This is a genomic window from Knoellia pratensis (assembly GCF_042666395.1).
GTDB lineage: Bacteria > Actinomycetota > Actinomycetes > Actinomycetales > Dermatophilaceae > Knoellia > Knoellia pratensis.
The window spans coordinates 633458-651509 of the sequence record NZ_JBHTDJ010000003.1; the positions used below are offsets into that span (position 1 = coordinate 633458).

The window sequence follows — 18052 nt, forward strand, 5'->3', positions numbered from 1 at the left end:
AGCGTGCAAATGCCGGTTCGCCGCTGGCTGGGCCTGGCGGGAGCCGGCGGGTCCCACGCACTGCGTGGGCGTGCGCTCAGCGCGCGAGCGGCGGATGGGATTGCGGCGAACCGGTTTTTGCACGCGACCCCAAACGCAACGGAACGGCATACCCAAGCCGTTGCGTGAACGAGCGTCAGGTGAGGTGGAGGATGACCTGACGGGAGGGGGCGGGGGAGTCAGTCGCCTTCCACTCCCATGCCCCGGAGTCGCGGCTGCGAGTCCAGCGACGGTCGCCGATGGTGACGCCGGTGATGCCCGTGTCGACGGCCTTGGCGGCGGACCAGGACGCGATCGACCAGGCGATCTGGTCGCTGGGCGCCTTGACGGTCAGGGTGCCTTCGCTGGCTGTGGACTTCACGTCGTACTCGTTGTCGAGGAGTCGTCCGACCAGCGCGACGTCTGCCTCACCCTCAGGATCGTCGAGGCGGCAGGCGACGCCACGGGGGGAGTGGCCGGCCAGGGCGGAGGCGAGGATGCGGCCCTCCTGCTCGTGGTCGGCGTACGCCTCGGGGTAGGCGCTGCGCTGGACCTTCTGCGCGACGACCGTGATGGTGCCGCTCTCCCAGTCCTTGACCTTGACGAGGGCGTCGTAGAACTTGTTGGTCGTGTATTCGGGGTCGAGGATCTCCTCGACCGTGCCCCACCCCTGGGATGGGCGCTGCTGGAACAACCCCACGGAGTCGCGGTCGCCGTAGCGGATGTTGCGCAGCTTGGACTCCTGGATGGCCGTCGCCAGCGCGATGGTCGCGGCCCTGGCCGGCAGGCCCCGGCGCAGGGCGATCGCAGTGATCGTGGCTGCGTTGCTCATCTGCTCGGGGTCGAAGTCGACGGAGTTGCCGCCGGCTGTTGCCTGACAGCGCGGCCCGAGCACGCTGTGGAAGAGACCGCGGCCACCGAACCAGGCCCCGAGCCCGACCAGGGCGACGAGGGAGAGGACGAGGGCGCGCGCGATCCAACGAGGGCCGCGACGGGGCTGCTCCTCGGCGAGGGTGACTCGGCCTGTCGAACGCATCAGTCGTTGGCGTGGAGCACGGAGTTGAGGACGATGCCGTGGCCGTCGCGGGGGCGGGCCTCCACGGTGCCGGTGACCGAGTTGCGCAGGAAGAGCAGATTGGACTGCCCTGAGAGCTCGCTGGCCTTGGTGACGGAGCCGTCAGGGATGGTCACCTTGGTGCCAGCGGTGACATAGAGCCCGGCCTCGATGACACAGTCGTCACCGAGCGCGATGCCGAGACCCGACTCCGCACCGAGCAGGCAGCGCGCGCCGATCGACACCCGCTCGGTGCCACCCCCGGACAGCGTGCCCATCGTGGAGGCGCCACCTCCGATGTCGGAGCCGTCACCGACGACGACACCCTGCGAGATGCGGCCCTCGACCATCGACGTGCCGAGCGTGCCGGCGTTGAAGTTGACGAAGCCCTCGTGCATGACGGTCGTGCCGCTGGCGAGGTGGGCGCCGAGACGCACCCGGTCGGCGTCGGCGATCCGCACACCGGAGGGCACGACGTAGTCGGTCATCCGCGGGAACTTGTCGATGCCGAAGACCTGGACCGGTCCACGGGCCCTCATCCCGGCCCGGGTCAGCTCGAATCCTTCGACGGCACAGGGCCCCTGGCTCGTCCAGACGACGTTGGTGAGCGCACCGAACAGCCCGTCGAGGTTGATCGAGTTAGGGGCCGCGAGACGGTGGGACAGCAGGTGCAGACGCAACCAGCCATCGGCGGTGTCCGCAGGCGCGGCGTCGAGGTCGATCTTGACGAGGCGCACCTCAAGGGTGACCCCGCGGACCTCATCCGACCCCGCCAGCGCGGTCAGCTCGCTCGGCTCCTGAGAGTCACCGGCGTCACCCAGGGCCGGTGCCGGGAACCAGGCGTCGAGGACGCTGTCGCCATGGAGAGTGAGCAGGCCGAAGCCGTGTGCGGTGCGCGCGGTCATGGCCACAAGCCTAGAGCCCGCCCCTGTCTGCGGATCATGCCCTCACCATGAGCGGTCGAGTCGAGCATCGGTAGGGTCTGGCGTATGCCGCTCGACCTCACTGCCGATGTAGTCACCCTCACCGCTGCCCTGTGCGACATCGAGTCGGTGAGCCGTGATGAGGGCGCTGTCTGCGATGCGATCGAGGAGGCGCTGCGACCACTCGAGCACCTCACGATCACGCGCATTGGCAACACCGTCGTCGCTCGCACCGAACTCGGGCACGACGAGCGAGTGGTCCTCGCGGGACACATCGACACCGTGCCGCTGACCGATCCGAAGAACCTCCCGACCAAGCGCCTGCCCGGTGGCGAGGGTGAGGGCGAGGTGCTCTGGGGTCGTGGCACCGTCGACATGAAGGGCGGCGTCGCTGTCCAATTGCGGCTCGCCGCAACGGTTCCCGTGCCGAGCCGCGACGTGACCTACGTCTTCTACGAAGGCGAGGAGATCGAGAGCGAGTTCAACGGGCTCCTCCACATCCAGCAGCAGCGCCCCGAGCTCATCGAGGACGCCGACTTCGCCGTCCTCCTCGAGCCGACCGGCGCCATCGTCGAAGGTGGGTGCAAGGGCACGCTCCGCATCGACCTCACCACCAAGGGAGCGGCGGCTCACTCGGCGCGGCCGTGGAACGGCCACAACGCCATCCACGACGCAGCCGAGATCCTCACCCGACTCACGGCATACGAGCCGAAGACGGTGATCGTCGACGGACTCGAGTACCGCGAGGCACTCAACGCCGTGGGGATCTCCGGCGGCATCGCCGGCAACGTCATCCCCGACCGGTGCACCATCAGCGTCAACTACCGCTACGCCCCCGACACGAGCGAGGAGCAGGCGGTCGCGCACATGCACGAGGTCTTCGACGGGCTCACCTTCGAGATCACCGACAACGCCGGGGGAGCGCGCCCGGGTCTGGACCTGCCGGCCGCCAAGGCGTTCGTCGAGGCGCTCGGTGTCGAGGTCATCGCCAAGCAGGGGTGGACCGACGTCGCGCGCTTCCAGGCGATGGGACTGCCGGCCGTGAACTTCGGTCCGGGCGATCCCAACCTCGCCCACCACGACGAAGAACGTTGCCCCGTCGACCAGCTCGTGTCGTCCGAGGCCGCCATGCTCAGATGGCTCGCCTGACTCGCCTAGGTTGATCTCGTGACTGACGCAGCGACTGACTCACCGAAGGACGCACCCCAGCCCTGGGATGCGACGCAGGACTACTACAAGGGTCCTGTCGTCATGCGCCGATCGAAGGTGCCGGACGAGACGACCGACCAGCGACTCCTCGACAGCCGTGGCTCGGCCGACTGGGTACACACGGATCCGTGGCGCGTCATGAGAATTCAGTCCGAGTTCGTCGAGGGCTTCGGCGCTCTGGCTGAGCTCGGCCCGGCCGTGAGCGTCTTCGGCTCGGCCCGCACCAACGAGGACGACCCCACCTACGACCTGGGTGTGCGTGTCGGCGCGAGCCTCGTCGAGGCCGGGTATGCCGTGATCACCGGTGGCGGTCCCGGCGCCATGGAGGCGGCCAACAAGGGAGCGTGCGAAGCAGGTGGCACGTCGGTCGGTCTCGGCATCGAGCTGCCCTTCGAGACCGGCCTCAACCCATACGTCGACCTCGGCGTGAACTTCCGCTATTTCTTCGCCCGCAAGACGATGTTCGTCAAGTACTCGCAGGGGTTCATCGTCCTGCCCGGCGGCTTCGGGACCCTCGACGAGCTCTTCGAGGCGATCACCCTCGTGCAGACCCAGAAGGTCACGTCGTTCCCGATCATCCTCATGGGCACGGCCTACTGGCAGGGACTGCTCGACTGGCTCCAGTCCTCGGCCCTCACCGCGGGGACGATCAGCGCCAAGGACCTCGCCCTCATCACGCTGACCGATGACGTCGAGGAAGCGGTCGCGGCCATCGTCACCTCCGACCGGGCCCAGGCTCCCGACGCTCCCGAGGGCAGTGGCACCCACGCCGAGTGACCCACCACCGCTGAGCTCCACCTAGGATCGCGAACGTGGAATGGGTTGCCCTCGCAGTGCTCGCCGTCGCCGTCATCGCGGTCACGGTGCTCCTGGCGACGGGTCGGCTCAACGCCGCGACCCTGGCCGAGCCCACGTCGGCCAGGCCCCCGCTCGAGCTTCCGCCGAACGTCACGGCGCCAGACGTCGACGGACTGAGCCTGGGCACGTCCCTCTACGGCTACGCGCCAGCCGAGGTGGATGCCGCCCTCGATGCCCGCCGCGACCGGCTCGCCGAACAGGACCGAGCGTTGGGAGAGCGCACCTCGGGGGAGTGGGACGATCATGTTCATCCTGACGCGTGACTCAGAGCTCACGCCAGCCGAGTTGTGGCTGCGTGCCTCTGCACTGGCCGAGCACACCGCCACGGTTCCGCTGACGACGACGATCGCCGACCCCGGCTCGCCCACAGTGGGCTGGGGCTTCGTCGTGCGCACGGCCCTCGGCCCGTTCCACTTCGACGACAGCATGGTCGTCGAGACGTGGGAACCCCCTCGGCAGTGGCGAATTCGCAAGACTGGCCGCCTGTCCGGGTGGGCCGAGCTCGTCGTGACTCCGTATGCCGCTGGGTCCCGTGTCACGTGGACCGAAGAGCTCTGGCTCGGGTCGGGCGGCGTCCGGAGACTCACAAGCGCCATGGGCGACCTCCTCGGCCCACGACTGTTCGGCCGGGTCGTCGACCGTTTCGCGGCGGTGGCCCCGTGAAGTGGTCCCTGCTCCTCAGCGTCCCCGTGGTCCTGTGCGCCCTGGCCCTCGCGTGGTTCTTCTTCCGACGGGAAGCCCGCGACGGGGACGACAACGCTTTCAGAATGCAGCTCATCGGCTATCCCGCCGAACGCGTCCACGAGGTGCTCGACCGCCTCGACGCCCAGATCGCGCGCAACGACGCCCGCCTCGTCGGCGCCCCTCTCCCCGATGCCCCTCTCCCCGACGCCCCCCTCCTCGGCGCCCCTCTCCTCGATGCCCCCCTGCCCGTTGCGTCTGCGGATGTGGCGGCCAGAGCGACCACATCCGCAGACGCAAGGGAAGCGTCCCCAGACGCAAGGGTGGGGTGGGGGTGGGTCGACCTCGTCGTCATCGCCGCCTATCTGGGCACGGCCCTGCACGTCCTCTCCGGACTCATCGGACGCACGTCCAGCGGCTACCTGTCCCAGGGGGTGCAGGACCACCAGGCGTTCGAGTGGTACTTCGGGGCCTCGGCCCACAACGTGGCCACACTGTCCAACCCCCTCTTCAGTGACCGACAGAACTTCCCCGACGGCGTCAACCTCATGGCCAACGCGGCCGTCACCGGACTCGGAATCCTGCTGGCCCCGCTGACGCTCGCCACCAGCGCGCACGTCACGTTCTTCGTCGTCGAGCTGCTCGGACTCGCAGGCACAGCGGCGGCGTGGTTCTGGTTCTTCCGTCGGCGCGGTCTCGGTCGGACGGCCGCAGCGGTGGGGGGCTGGTTCGCCGGCTTCGCCCCGGCGATGGTGTCGCACGCCAACGGGCACCCCAACTTCGTCGCCCTGTTCCTCATCCCGGTGATCATCGATCGCGTCCTGCGACTGGCAGAGGGAAGGCGCCGTGTCCGCGACGGCATGATCCTCGGCCTCCTGGTCACCTGGCAGGTCTTCATCGGCGAGGAACCGCTCCTGCTCGCAGCCATCGGCATGCTCATCGCCGGACTCGTCCTCGTCGCCCACCGCCGGATCAACCTGACTCGAGCGCTCCCCGGCATCGGCATCGGTGCGGCCCTGTGTCTCGTCCTCGTGGCCGTCCCCCTGTGGTGGCAGTTCTCCGGGCGCCAGAGCTACACCTCGATCTACCACCCGCCCGGCGGAAACGACCTCGCGGCGCTCTGGGGTCGAGCCACGCGCTCGATGGGCGCCGACCCCTGGGCGTCGGCCGCGGTGTCGATGAACCGCACCGAGGAGAACGCCTTCTTCGGTGTCCCGCTCTGGCTGCTCGCCACAGTCATCGTGCTCGCGCTCATCCGTCGCCCCGGCGTGCAGGCGCTCGCGGCGGTCGTTGTCGTCACCTCCTGGCTCTCGCTGGGAGAAGAGGTGCTCCTGCGAGGCCAACCGACCGGCATGCCCAGTCTGTGGTCGCTCTTCGACGGGTTCCCCGTCCTCGAGAACGTCCTGCCGACGCGCTTCGCCATGATCGCCGTCCCAGCCTTTGCCGGGCTCGTCGCGATCGGCATCGACGCTGCGATGAAGGCGTCACCGTTCAGTGCGGATGACGCATACGAACTAGACCTCCCCACCTGGCAGCCCCGGGTGGGCGGCTGGATCGTGACGGCAGCGGCCGTCGTGGCCCTGCTCCCCGTCGCGCCGACCGCACTCCAGGTCGACCCTCGCCCCGCGGTGCCGTCCTTCTTCACCGGCGGTGCCTGGCGCGACTGGAGTCACGGCGGCTCGATCCTCGCCGTCCCACCGACCGACATCGTCGACGCGCGCGCCTTCGACTGGCAGCTCGCCGCCGACACCATGGCCTTCCCCATCGTGGAGGGCTACTTCGTCGGCCCCAACGGAACAAGCGATCGTGGTGGTCAGTACGGCGCCGTGCGTCGCCCCCTGTCGCTGTGGCTCTACGACGTCAACGCGGCCAACGTCGTGATGCCCGCGACCGAGGCCCAGCGCCTGCAGTTCGCGCAGGACCTGGCCGCCTGGCGCACCGACTCCGTGGTCCTGCCCATGAGGGACCAGAGCGCCGCGCTGCGCGACTCGCTCGTCACCGTCCTTGGTGAGCCGCACCAGGTTGAGGACGTCCTTGTCTGGGACGTGCGGGAGTTCTCGTCATGACGGCCGCCACTCGCGCCCGGCCGGAGTCGCGCTCCCTCCTCACGGGGGCGGGTCGGTCGAACCTCACGGTCCTCGCGCTGGCCCACCCGATCCGCGCAATCCTCCTCGTCTATGTCACCTCGCGGCTCGTGACCCTGGCCGCGATGTGGGTCGCCGCAACGTGGTTCCAGAACCCTGCGGGAGTCGGACACCTGGACCCCACCATCGGGGATCTCTTCGGTCTGTGGGACAGCCAGTGGTACGAAACCGTTGCGACGAGGGGTTATCCGGTCCCGCTGCCAGCAGATCCGACCACGGGCAAGCTCACCTACAGTGCGTGGGCCTTCTACCCGCTCTTCCCCTTCCTCGTGAAGGGGTTCATGGCGATCGGCATCCCGTTCACGGTCGGTGCCGTCGGGCTCAACGTCGTCCTCGGGGGTGTCGGCGCGGTGCTCGTCTGGGCGCTCTTCCGTCACGGGCTCCACGCCGAACCGCAGCCGGGCCGCGAGCGACTGGCCCTTGTCGCCGCATGCCTCTGGTGCTTCTATCCGGCCACAGGGGTCATGCTCAAGCCCTACACGGAACCGTTGGCGGTCGTCCTCGTCGCGGCCTCCCTCCTCTATCTGATGAGACGCCGGTATGTCGTCGTCGCAGCTCTCGCGGTGCCGCTCGGCTTCACCCGTGGCGTGGCTGCCGCCATGGGCTGCGCCGCCCTGATCCACCTCATCGTCCGCATCCGTGAGGACCGGGCAGCGGGCGTGGCACCGCTTCGGGGCCAGCGGATGACGGCCGCACTGATGCTCTTCATCACGGGGCTCTCGGGCATCGCGTGGCCGGTGATCGTGGGCGTCGTGAGCGGCATACCGACGGCCTTCTTCGATGTCCAGGAGGCATGGGGGCAAAAGCCCGCCTCCGGGCCGTTCGTCCTCTGGGTGCAGTGGGCGTGGGATGCCCACGGGGCGGCCGGAGTGGGCGTACTCGTGGCCCTGGGCGGTACCTACCTCGCACTCATTCTCGGGCGCCACGGGCGCTGGATCCCGGTGGAGGTCCGGGCCTGGGCCGTGGCCTACCCGCTCTATCTCTTCGCGGTGGTCCGCCCGATCACCAGCATGTGGCGCTTCCTGCTGCTCGACTTTCCCGTCGCAGCGTTGCTCGCGAGCGTGGCGATGCGGACGTCCACGGGGGAGCAGATCGTGACGCACTGGCGCAGACGCGTGGCGATCCTCCTCGTGCCCATCGTCGCCGGACTGGTGTGGTGGACCTGTGCTCTGCTCACCTTCACCCCATGGGGATCTCAACCCCCGTGAGGGACCCCGATTTCGTTCCCACCTTGCGTGAAGGAATAATGGTCAGGGATACCGGTGCGCCAACGCCGGGATGTGAACACGTGACGCACGTCTGTGCGCCGCGGCAACGAAGGGAACACCCATGGCGGCAATGAAGCCCAGGACGGGCGACGGCCCTCTCGAGGTCACCAAGGAGGGACGCGGCATCGTGCTCCGCATGCCCCTGGAGGGTGGTGGCCGACTCGTCGTCGAGATGACTCCAGACGAGGTGCGAGCGCTGGGTCAGGCCATCGACGACTGCGACGCACTCAAGAAGTGATTCGTCGACTCTGACGTGTTGAGAGGGCCCCCACCGACATGGTGGGGGCCCTCTCGTCGTCGTAGGGTCGAGTCCGTGCCTGCCGAAGATCTCCTCGCCCCGACCCTTCCCGCCTGGACCGCCGCCAATGGTCCCCTCGCCGATGTTCTCGCCGACCTCGACCCAGCTGACCTCGCGCTCGTCGTCGGGGTGGCCGACGGCGACGACCCGTGGGGCCCGCGAGCGCGCCAGGCGCTCGATGCCGCCGGCTTCGACCCGGACGCGCTCCTCGAGGTCCACGAACCCAAGACGTCGGTGGGCTCCACGACGTTGGTGCGTATGCCGCGTGGAGACTTCGCCGCCAGAGTGGTCGTCCTCATCGGGCTGGGTCAGGGCGCTCCCCATGACCTCAGGCTGGCGGGAGCCGCCGCTGGGCGGGCAACGCGCGGACGCGAGCAGGTCGTGGTGCTGGCACCCTCGGCGGATGAAGCCGGGCAGGCCGCCTTCGTCGAGGGCGCGGTGCTCGGGGGTTGGGCGCCAGCACGCTTGACGGGTGGGGCCTGGGCGGCTGGTGTCGACGTGGCGAGCGCCGTCGTCCTCGTCGATGCCGAGTCGGACGTCGTCGCGCGCGCCGTCCGCCGCGCCGCCGCCAGCCTGCTCGCGCGCAACCTCGCCAACACTCCCTCCAACATCAAGAACCCCGCCTGGATGGCCCGCCAGGCGCGCACGATCGCGTCACGCTCCGGCCTGGACGTGAAGGTCTGGGACGAAAAGGCCCTCGCCGCAGCCGGATTCGGCGGCCTGCTCGCAGTTGGTGGAGGTTCGGCAACTCCGCCACGGCTCGTCCAGCTCGGCTACACCCCCGAGGCTGCGGACGCGTCCACACCGCACGTCGTCCTCGTCGGCAAGGGCATCACGTTCGACTCCGGTGGCCTCCAGGTGAAGCCGGCTGACGGCATGCTCGCGATGAAGACCGACATGTCCGGCTCGGCGATCGTTCTCTCGGTTCTCGCGGCCTGCCGCGATCTCCACATCCCCGTCCGGGTGACCGGCCTGCTGGCTCTCGCCGAGAACATGGTGAGTGGGGCGGCATACCGGCCCGGTGACGTCGTGACGCACTTCGGCGGGATCACCACGGAGATCGGCAACACCGACGCCGAGGGGCGGATCGTCCTCGCCGATGCCCTGGCCTACGCCGACGCCGTGCTCGACCCGGACGTGCTCATCGACATCGCCACGCTCACCGGCGCGGCTCGGGTCGCCCTGGCCCGCACCATGGCCCCCGTGTTCGCGACGGACGACGACCTCTCGTCCCAACTGCGCGCTGCCGGTGAGACAGCAGGTGAGACGCTGTGGCCCTTCCCGCTGGTCGCGGCCTACCGTCAGGCACTGGAGTCCGAAGTGGCAGACATCAACCACATCGGGCCCTCGGTCGGAGGTGGGTCGATCACCGCGGCGTTGTTCCTACGTGAGTTCGTGGGGGAGCGCCGGTGGGCCCACCTCGACATCGCCGGCCCGGGCCGTTCCGATGTCGACTCCGGAGTCCACGGCAAGGGTGGGACGGGGTTCGGTGCACGTCTGTTGCTGCGATGGTTGGAAGGTCTGCGATGAACGCCGGATACGGACTGGCAGTGCGCTGGTCGCTCGAGGACGCCCCCGAGAACGCGCCCGACCTGTTGCGCGAGTACGTCGTCGGGACCTCGATCGCCCGCTTCATGTTCCTCGACGGTCTCGCCTTCAAGGTGTGGCGAATGCGCGAGGGCGAGTGGTTCGAGGGGACCTACGTCTTCGACAGCGAGCAGGAACGCAAGGTCTTCCGCGAGGAGTTCGAAGCGGTCGCCGCCGAGTCCAAGGGCTCCGAGCTCATCGGCTCATCACCCATTGCGATCGAGGAGTTCGAGGTCGTGGCGATCGCTGAGGGGCCCGCCGGTTTCCGACGCGGTGCCGGACCTCGCGTCGACGCCCACGCCTGACCCACCTGTTCCGGGTCACCCGGAAAACGGTCAGCGCTTGACGGCGATGAACAGGCCGTCGCTCACCGGCAGCAGCGCCGGCAGGAGGTCGTCGTTGTCGCGCAGGGATTTGCCGAGATCACGCAACGTGGTCGTGTCACTGTCACGAGCTGCGGGGTCGGCAACCTTGTCGTGCCAGAGCATGTTGTCGAGGGCGAGCACCCCGCCGCTGCGCAGCAGCCGGATCCCGTGCTCGACGTATGCCGGGTAGCTCGCCTTGTCGGCGTCGATGAGCACCATGTCGTAGGCGCCGTCGGTCATGCGGGGGAGGACGTCGGTCGCGCGCCCGGAGATGACGCGGGTGCGCTGCGTCGGGTAGCCGGCCGCGACATAGGCCTCACGGGCGGCCTTCTGGTGCTCCGGTGAGATGTCGATCGTCGTGAGGACGCCGTCCTGGGGCATTCCGGCCAGGAGCCAGAGGCCAGACGTGCCCGCTCCGGTCCCGACCTCGATGACGTGCTTGGCGCCGATGGCCGCGGTGAGCAGTCGGAGGGTCGCTCCAGCACCGGTGCCGACCGGGGTGGCGGCCTCGAAGGCCAGACCACGGGCGCGAGCCTGCTCGATGACCTCGGGCTCGGGAACGAAGTCCTCGGCGTACGACCAGCTCGCGGGCTTGAGGGTGCTCATGTGCGGCAACCCTACTCGCGCGTGAGCACGGACACGGACTCACAGGCGGCATACAGGATTCTCCGGAACATTTCCCGGTTCCGGCGCGTAGACACCTATGACATGAACAGCCACGTGGGCACCGAGCAGGGGACGACGATGACGAGCGACGCAGGTGCGGCCACAGGGGAGTGGACGCCGCCGAGCTGGGAGCAGATCGTCGAGGAGCACTCGGCCCGGGTCTACCGCCTGGCCTACCGCCTCACCGGCAACGTCCACGACGCCGAGGACCTGACCCAGGACGTGTTCATCCGCGTCTTCCGGTCCCTGCACACCTACCGGCCCGGCACCTTCGAGGGCTGGCTGCACCGCATCACGACCAACGTCTTCCTCGACAAGATGCGGCGCAAGCAGCGCATCCGCTTCGACGCGCTCTCCGACGAGTCCGCGGCCCGGTTGCCCGCTCGCGAGGCCGGACCCGAGCAGACGTTCCATGACACGCACTTCGACGACGACGTGCAGCGCGCACTCGACTCCCTCGCCCCCGACTTCCGCGCGGCCGTCGTCCTCTGCGACATCGAGGGTCTGTCCTACGAAGAGATCGCGGCGACCCTCGACATCAAGCTCGGCACGGTCCGCTCCCGCATCCACCGCGGTCGCGCCCAGCTCCGTGAAGCCCTGGCCCACCGCGCTCCAGAGGTCCGCGCCGCGGCGTCCAGTTCGTCCACCTCACGGCTTCCCGGTGTCCTCACGCCGGCGCGAGGTGCCGTGTGATCCACCTGTCGCGTCCCTCCCGCTGCCGCCTCGACGAGCTCCCCGACTACGTGTCGGGCAAGCTCTCGATGCAGCGCACCCTCGACTGGGACCGACACCTCATCACGTGCGTGAACTGCCAGCACGCTGTCGCCGGCGAGCGTCGCCTCCAGACGCTTCTCTCGTCCGGGTGCCCGTCGATGCCCGGCAGCCTTCACGCCCAACTCGTCGCGCTCGCTTCGTCAATGACCGGACCGGCCATGGCCCAGACGAGCGAGCGCGCACCACTTGAGATGGTGCCGCCCTCCGCGCCACCGGGACACCGCAGCCCGCTGCGGTCGGCCGCCCTCGCGACGGCGGCCGCCGGCGCCACCGCGGCGGTCGCGTGGACACTCACCATCGCCGGGACCGGGGCGATCACCACGACCGTCACCACTGTGGGTGGGACGTCTCCGTCCGTGCGACCTGTGGGAAGCACTCCCAGCCCCTCCTCGAGCAGCGGGCGGGGGTCTCGCACGGTCTCCACAGTGTGGATGAGCAGCACCTCAGTTCGAAACCTTGACATCTGCGAGGCAGAATCGCGGGCATGACCGAGGACAGTGCACGCCACGACGAGGCAGAGCAGCCCCCCGTCGATCCGGACCACACCCAAGAGGTCGACCTCAGCCGCACGCAGGAGTTGGGCCCACCCCCGGGCCAGCCGCCGCTGCTGCCGCCTGAGGATCCGGCACCAGAGCCCGTCGGGGCCGCCACGTGGCCGGACCACCCCGCGCCGGCTCCCGGCTACCCAGTGCCCACTCGGAGCGCGGCGCAGGGGTGGGACACGAGTGGGCAGCCGGCCTACGCACCGCGCGCAGCCGAGCACGCGGCATACACACCGAATCCGTATGCCGCGTCAGCGGCTTCCAGCGTGGCTGCGCCCACGACGACGCGTGGCCCGGGCTGGTTCGGGGTCTTCCTCATCGCCGGCCTTGCAGCCCTGCTCGCCGGTCTCGGTGGCGGACTCCTCGGCGGGTGGCTGGGTTCGTCCGACCGCTTCGACGGTTTCGACTCCAGTGCGACCGGACCGACACCCGAGCCGGGTCCCGGCGCGAGCACGCGGCCCGAGGGTTCGGTGGCCAGCATTGCCGCAAAGGCGACCCCGAGCGTCGTGACGATTCGGGTTGAGGCCGCAGATGGCGACGGCACCGGCTCGGGTTGGGTGCTCGACGACAAGGGGCACATCGTCACCAACAACCACGTCGTCTCGGCCGCCGCCAGCAAGGGCAAGATCACGGTCGTCCTGACCAACGGCAAGCAGGCCTCCGCCACCATCGTCGGGCGCGACGTGTCGTACGACCTCGCCGTCCTCAGGGTGGACCGGACCGACCTCACTCCCTTGCCGCTCGGCGACTCCAACAAGGTCGTCGTCGGTGACCCCGTCATTGCCGTGGGCGCACCACTCGGCCTCGAGTCGACCGTGACCACCGGCATCGTCTCGGCGCTCAACCGGCCGGTGACTCCCGGCGAGGCCGACGACCAGTCGTTCATCAACGCCATCCAGACCGACGCCGCGATCAACCCCGGCAACTCAGGTGGGCCGCTGCTCGACATGCAGGGCCGCGTCATCGGGATCAACTCGGCCATCGCGCGCGTCGCTGGCAACGCCATCGGCGGGCAGAGCGGCAACATCGGCGTCGGCTTCGCCATCCCGAGCGCGCAGGTCAAGATCACCGTCGACCAGCTCATCCGTACGGGCAAGGCGGAACACCCGATCATCGGTGTGCTGCTCGACCGTGAGTACCAGGGCGAGGGCGTGCGCATCGCCACGGACTCCGGCGACACTCCCGCGGTCACGCCCGACGGACCGGCTGCCAAGGCGGGACTCAAGGCCGGCGATGTCATCACCGCGTTCGAGGGGCGACCCATGGTTGACCCCGATGCCCTCGTCGTCGCGATCCGGTCCAAGGCCGTCGGATCGACCGTCTCGCTGACCGTGCTGCGTGACGGCAAGTCGCGGGATGTCAAGATGGTCCTCCAGGGCAGAAGCGACTGACGCGCGCAAGCGCACAGGAGGACGCGTGTTCGGCATCAACGGCTGGGAGATCGTGCTCCTCGCCCTCATCGCTGTCTTCGTGCTTGGGCCGGAGCGTCTGCCGGAGTACGCCCAAAAGCTCGCGCAGCTCATCAAGAAGGCGCGCGTCATGGCCGAGGGCGCCAAGGGGCAGCTCAAGGACCAGCTCGGGCCCGAGTACAACGACATCAACTGGCGTCAGTACGACCCGCGCCAGTACGACCCGCGCCGGATCGTGCGGGAGGCCCTCATCGAGCCCCTCGAGGACGCAGCTTCAGGCCTGAAGTCCGGAGGCACCAACCCCGACGTGGGTGACTCCGTGGTCATCGACGACGACGGGGTGCACTACGGCGCGGACCTGAGCAAATGGGACCCGCTGCGCCCGACCGTCTACGACGTCGACGCCACCTAGGACAGCTTCAAGCCCACTGCGACATGGATTGTGGGGTGCGCGCGTTTGCGACGAAGGAGCAACTGAGCGTGCACCCCACAATCCATGTCGCTGAAGACCGACGATGGACGCTGGTCGCTCAGCGGCCGGCGGGCGTGAGGCCGAGGGAACGACCGGCGAGGCCACGCGAGCGGGTGCCGAGCTCCCGGGCGATGCCGCGCAGGGCCACGGCCGCCGGTGACGTCGACTCGCCGAGGACGATCGGGGTGCCCTGGTCGGAGCCGATGCGCAGGGCCGTGTCGAGCGGGATCTGACCGAGCAACGGCACGGGTGCACCGATGCTGCGGGTCAGTGAATCTGCCACGGCCTGGCCACCACCGGAGCCGAAGATCTCCTGACGCGAACCGTCGGGCAGCTCGAGCCAGGACATGTTCTCGATGACGCCGGCAACACGCTGGTGGGTCTGGATGGCGATGGCGCCGGCGCGCTCGGCGACCTCGGCAGCAGCCTGTTGGGGCGTGGTCACGACGAGGATCTCGGCGCCGGGGATGAGCTGCGCGACCGAGATCGCGATGTCGCCGGTGCCCGGCGGGAGGTCGAGGAGCAGGATGTCGAGGTCGCCCCAGAAGACGTCGGCGAGGAACTGCTGCAGCGCCCGGTGGAGCATCGGTCCACGCCACACGACGGGCTGGTTGCCGGGCACGAACATGCCGATCGAGATGACCTTCACCTCGTGCGCGATGGGCGGCAGGATCATCTCGTCGACCTGCGTGGGCTTCTGCTCCACACCGAGCATGCGCGGGATGGAGAAGCCATAGATGTCGGCGTCGACGACACCGACCTTGAGGCCCTGCTGGGCCAGTGCTGCGGCGAGGTTGGCCGTGATCGACGACTTGCCGACGCCACCCTTGCCCGACGCCACGGCATACACGCGGGTCAGGCTGCCGGGCTTGGCGAACGGGATCTCCTTCTCGTCCGCACCGCCTCGAAGGTTGGTGCGCAGCTCGGCGCGCTGCTCCTCGGACATGACACCGAGGGTGACGTCCACTGCGGTCACACCAGCCACCTTGAGCAGCGCGTTGGTGGTGTCGTTGGTGAGGGTCTCCTTGAGCGGGCAGCCGGCGATCGTCAGGAGGATCGTCACGGCGACGCGACCGGTGGCGTCACACTCCACGGCTTCGACCATGCCAAGCTCGGTGATCGGCTTGCGGATCTCGGGGTCGTTGACGGTGGCGAGGGCGGCGCGCAGCGCCTCGTCGCTCACAAGTGCAGCAGTGACAGGCATTGCTCCATGCTAGGTCGAGCGCCGCGTTCCGCCCTCATCGGTCCGCCGCTTCGAGCTGTCTGACGCGTCACGCTTGCCAGCCCTGTCCGGCTTGTCCGGCTTGTCGGCCTTGGCGAGTCGGCCGGCGACGAGCCCTCGCTCCTCCATCTCGTCGAGGAGGTCACGCAGCTCACCTCGCACGAAGTCACGAGTCGCTGAGTCACGCATCGCGATGCGCAACGCAGCAACCTCACGCGTGAGGAACTCGGTGTCGGCGAGGTTGCGCTCATCACGGTTGCGGTCCTGCTCGAGCATGACGCGGTCGCGGTCGGCCTGACGGTTCTGGGCGAGCAGGATGAGCGGCGCGGCATACGACGCCTGCAGGCTGAGCATGAGCGTGAGGAAGATGAACGGGTAGTTGTCGAAGCGCCAGTCCTTCGGCGCAGCGAGGTTCCATACGACCCACACGAGCACGAAGACGGTCATGCCGATGAGGAAGTAGGCCGTCCCCATGTAGCGGGCGAACTTCTCGGAGAGGACGCCGAAGGCTTCCGAGGTGAGGGCTTCGGGGCGGGTGATGAACTGGCGGCGCTTCTCGCGCGGCTGGTCGAGCCGGGGGGCCCGGTCGCGACGCTCAGCCATGCGGGATCACCTCGTGGGTCCCCGTGACCTCGTGCCGGTCGTCACGCCAGTCGTCGGGCAGCAGATGGTCGAGCACGTCGTCCACGGTGACGGCACCGACGAGCAGGCCGTTCTCGTCGACGACGGGGAGAGCGATGAGGTCGTAGGTCGCGAGGAGTCGGGTCACCTGGCCGACGCTCGCCTCGGTCGTGACCGGTTCGACGTCCTTGTCGAGGATCGAGCCGACGGAGGCGTGCGGCGGCTCGCGCAGCAGTCGCTGGATGTGGACCATCCCGAGGAACTTGCCCGTGGGTGTCTCGAGCGGCGGACGGCAGACGAAGACCGTGCAGGCCATCGTGGTCGACAGCTCCTGACGCCGGACGACGGCAAGGGCCTCGGCGATCGACGCGTCCGGACCCAGGATGACCGGCTCGGTCGTCATGAGCCCACCGGCGGTGTTCTCGCCGTAGGTGAGCAGCCGTCGCAGGTCGGCTGCTTCATCGGGCTCCATGAGCTGGAGCAGCTCTTCCTGGCGTTCTGCAGGGAACTCGGCGAGGAGGTCGGCGGCGTCGTCGGGTTCCATGGCCTCGAGGACGTCGGCGACGCGGTTGTTGCCCAGGCCGGAGATCAGCTCCACCTGCTCGTCCTCGGGCAGCTCCTCGAGGACGTCGGCAAGCTGGTCGTCGGCGAGGGCAGCAGCGACCTCGGCCCGGCGCTTGACGGGGAGGTCGTGGATCGCCTCGGCGAGGTCAGCCGGCTTGAGGTCCTCGTAGTGCTCGAGGAGCCGTGCGGCACTCTGCTCGTCGCTCGTGTCACGCAGCCCGGTGACGTCCTCCACGGGCACGACGAAGGTCTCACCACGGCGTCGACCGAGGCGGGTGATCGGGCTTCGGTTGGAGGTGCGACGCACGAAGACGCGCGTCACCGACCAGCTGCGGGCATGGTTCTGCTCCAGCCCGATGTCCTCGACGGTGGCTTCGACGGTCTCGCCCTGCTCGTCGCGGACCTGGACGTTGCGCTCAATGAGCTCGGCGAGGACGAGAGTCTCGTTGGGGCGCTGCTCGAACCGACGCATGTTGACGAGACCGGTGGTGATGACCTGGCCGCCGTCGACCGACGTCACGCGCGTCATGGGCACGAAGACGCGACGACGCCCGGGGACCTCGACGACGAGGCCGATGACTCGCGGTCTGGCGCGCTGCACGCTGAAGGTCAGGACGACGTCCCGCACGCGACCCACCGGGTCGCCCAAGGGGTCGAACACGGCCAGCTCGGCCAGTCGGCCGACGAAGACGCGGGTGTTCGTGCTCACGAGCCACAGGTTAGTCGGGTCCGCCACCGTGCCAGTGCCACGGGAGGTTCAACGCGCCGCCGCGTCGTCCGGGGAGGGCTCAGCCGCGTCCGCGCCAGTGCCATGGGCGCCAGCTCGCCGTCGTGCCACACGCCGGTGAGACGGTCACTCGACCGGACTCGGCGGCATACGCCCCGGGAGCTTCATCGGGTATGCCGTGTGGCACGAGGACGTGGATCGTCGCACCTTCGCGCCACCTGGCGAGGACGTCGCCGGTCGCGTTGAGCCGCTTGGCCTGCAGGACCTCGGCGGAGCCGAGCCACTCGGGCGACGTGGGGTCCAGGACCCGCGTCGTCGCCCTGAGGCGGAGCAGGCGGGCACCGCTGTCCTTGCTGCGCAGGATGACCGTGACCTCGTCCGGGAGCGGGGGGAGGGTCTGCTCGCCGGTGCCGGAGACGACATGGATCGCAGGGCCTGCGCTGCGCGGATCCTCGTCGTCGTGCCAGACGAACCACACGGCGTGGGTGCTGCCGCCGGGGACCTCGATCCAGAGCACGCCGGACTTGCTCGCGGCCTCCGCGAGGAGGCGCGTGACATTGACGGAGGTCTGTCCGGGGGTCGGGATGGGCGAACCGCTCACGGCGTGAACTGTCTCATAACGCCTTGCCCGTCCGCACTGCTAGCGTCCG

General features: G+C 69.1%; 20 protein-coding genes. 12 read left to right on the forward strand and 8 right to left on the reverse strand.

All coding sequences use genetic code 11. From position 1 onward, the window contains the following. Window positions 1-175: 175 nt before the first annotated feature. Entirely contained in the window at window positions 176-1054 is an 879-nt protein-coding gene (locus ACFQRE_RS12945; RefSeq protein WP_380122919.1) for a hypothetical protein, read from the reverse strand. Further along, complete coding sequence (dapD, locus tag ACFQRE_RS12950) at window positions 1054-1977, reverse strand: 2,3,4,5-tetrahydropyridine-2,6-dicarboxylate N-succinyltransferase (RefSeq protein WP_380122921.1); 924 nt, start codon at window positions 1975-1977, stop codon at window positions 1054-1056. The genes ACFQRE_RS12945 and dapD overlap by 1 nt, the downstream gene beginning before the upstream one ends. Before the next feature lie 84 nt (window positions 1978-2061). On the opposite strand from dapD, the gene dapE reads away from it, so the two are divergent. The 9 genes from dapE (at window position 2062) to ACFQRE_RS12995 (ending at window position 10345) form a co-directional block, all read left to right on the forward strand. After that, window positions 2062-3144 carry a succinyl-diaminopimelate desuccinylase gene (gene dapE / locus ACFQRE_RS12955; protein ID WP_380122923.1) on the forward strand — a complete coding sequence of 361 codons (1083 nt, stop codon included), beginning with the start codon at window positions 2062-2064 and terminating at the stop codon, window positions 3142-3144. A 102-nt stretch (window positions 3145-3246) separates the two neighbouring features. Continuing rightward, window positions 3247-3981, forward strand: coding sequence for an LOG family protein (locus ACFQRE_RS12960; RefSeq protein ID WP_380124266.1), 735 nt, complete (start codon window positions 3247-3249; stop codon window positions 3979-3981). A 35-nt stretch (window positions 3982-4016) separates the two neighbouring features. Beyond that, a complete protein-coding gene (locus ACFQRE_RS12965; RefSeq protein WP_380122925.1) occupies window positions 4017-4325 on the forward strand; it encodes a hypothetical protein in 309 nt (102 codons plus the stop codon). Then, the gene (locus ACFQRE_RS12970) at window positions 4306-4725 is read left to right on the forward strand and encodes a hypothetical protein (protein ID WP_380122927.1); all 420 of its coding nucleotides are present in this window, start codon (window positions 4306-4308) and stop codon (window positions 4723-4725) included. Before ACFQRE_RS12965 ends, ACFQRE_RS12970 begins: the two co-directional genes overlap by 20 nt. Continuing rightward, window positions 4722-6809 carry a hypothetical protein gene (locus ACFQRE_RS12975; protein WP_380122929.1) on the forward strand — a complete coding sequence of 696 codons (2088 nt, stop codon included), beginning with the start codon at window positions 4722-4724 and terminating at the stop codon, window positions 6807-6809. Before ACFQRE_RS12970 ends, ACFQRE_RS12975 begins: the two co-directional genes overlap by 4 nt. Next, window positions 6806-8095 carry a hypothetical protein gene (locus ACFQRE_RS12980; protein ID WP_380122931.1) on the forward strand — a complete coding sequence of 430 codons (1290 nt, stop codon included), beginning with the start codon at window positions 6806-6808 and terminating at the stop codon, window positions 8093-8095. Before ACFQRE_RS12975 ends, ACFQRE_RS12980 begins: the two co-directional genes overlap by 4 nt. A gap of 121 nt (window positions 8096-8216) precedes the next feature. Continuing rightward, window positions 8217-8393 (forward strand): DUF3117 domain-containing protein, encoded by a 177-nt coding sequence (locus ACFQRE_RS12985; protein ID WP_083784437.1) that lies wholly within the window; start codon window positions 8217-8219, stop codon window positions 8391-8393. A gap of 75 nt (window positions 8394-8468) precedes the next feature. Beyond that, window positions 8469-9983, forward strand: a complete 1515-nt coding sequence (locus tag ACFQRE_RS12990) for a leucyl aminopeptidase family protein (RefSeq protein ID WP_380122934.1) — start codon at window positions 8469-8471, stop codon at window positions 9981-9983. Beyond that, window positions 9980-10345 carry a hypothetical protein gene (locus tag ACFQRE_RS12995; RefSeq protein ID WP_380122936.1) on the forward strand — a complete coding sequence of 122 codons (366 nt, stop codon included), beginning with the start codon at window positions 9980-9982 and terminating at the stop codon, window positions 10343-10345. Before ACFQRE_RS12990 ends, ACFQRE_RS12995 begins: the two co-directional genes overlap by 4 nt. Before the next feature lie 30 nt (window positions 10346-10375). On the opposite strand, the gene ACFQRE_RS13000 is transcribed toward ACFQRE_RS12995, so the two are convergent. After that, a complete protein-coding gene (locus tag ACFQRE_RS13000) occupies window positions 10376-11011 on the reverse strand; it encodes an O-methyltransferase (RefSeq protein ID WP_380122938.1) in 636 nt (211 codons plus the stop codon). A gap of 102 nt (window positions 11012-11113) precedes the next feature. On the opposite strand from ACFQRE_RS13000, the gene sigE reads away from it, so the two are divergent. After that, window positions 11114-11764 (forward strand): RNA polymerase sigma factor SigE, encoded by a 651-nt coding sequence (gene sigE, locus ACFQRE_RS13005; RefSeq protein ID WP_380122941.1) that lies wholly within the window; start codon window positions 11114-11116, stop codon window positions 11762-11764. A gap of 193 nt (window positions 11765-11957) precedes the next feature. Here the strand turns inward: sigE and ACFQRE_RS13010 are convergent, their stop codons facing one another. Then, window positions 11958-12260 carry a hypothetical protein gene (locus ACFQRE_RS13010; protein ID WP_380122943.1) on the reverse strand — a complete coding sequence of 101 codons (303 nt, stop codon included), beginning with the start codon at window positions 12258-12260 and terminating at the stop codon, window positions 11958-11960. Window positions 12261-12329: 69 nt separating this feature from the next. On the opposite strand from ACFQRE_RS13010, the gene ACFQRE_RS13015 reads away from it, so the two are divergent. Both ACFQRE_RS13015 and ACFQRE_RS13020 read left to right on the forward strand, forming a co-directional pair. After that, window positions 12330-13778 carry a S1C family serine protease gene (locus ACFQRE_RS13015; RefSeq protein WP_380122945.1) on the forward strand — a complete coding sequence of 483 codons (1449 nt, stop codon included), beginning with the start codon at window positions 12330-12332 and terminating at the stop codon, window positions 13776-13778. 25 nt (window positions 13779-13803) lie between these two features. Continuing rightward, window positions 13804-14208, forward strand: a complete 405-nt coding sequence (locus ACFQRE_RS13020) for a Sec-independent protein translocase TatB (protein ID WP_380122948.1) — start codon at window positions 13804-13806, stop codon at window positions 14206-14208. Between the two features lie 118 nt (window positions 14209-14326). Here the strand turns inward: ACFQRE_RS13020 and ACFQRE_RS13025 are convergent, their stop codons facing one another. From ACFQRE_RS13025 to ACFQRE_RS13040, 4 genes are all read right to left on the reverse strand, one after another. Further along, entirely contained in the window at window positions 14327-15472 is a 1146-nt protein-coding gene (locus ACFQRE_RS13025; protein ID WP_380122950.1) for an Mrp/NBP35 family ATP-binding protein, read from the reverse strand. A gap of 9 nt (window positions 15473-15481) precedes the next feature. Then, on the reverse strand, window positions 15482-16093 hold the full coding sequence (locus tag ACFQRE_RS13030) for a DUF1003 domain-containing protein (RefSeq protein WP_380122952.1): 612 nt from the start codon (window positions 16091-16093) through the stop codon (window positions 15482-15484). After that, window positions 16086-17384, reverse strand: a complete 1299-nt coding sequence (locus ACFQRE_RS13035; RefSeq protein WP_380122954.1) for a magnesium transporter MgtE N-terminal domain-containing protein — start codon at window positions 17382-17384, stop codon at window positions 16086-16088. Before ACFQRE_RS13035 ends, ACFQRE_RS13030 begins: the two co-directional genes overlap by 8 nt. Window positions 17385-17463: 79 nt before the next feature. Further along, window positions 17464-18003 carry a hypothetical protein gene (locus tag ACFQRE_RS13040; RefSeq protein WP_380122956.1) on the reverse strand — a complete coding sequence of 180 codons (540 nt, stop codon included), beginning with the start codon at window positions 18001-18003 and terminating at the stop codon, window positions 17464-17466. Between the last annotated feature and the right edge of the window lie 49 nt (window positions 18004-18052).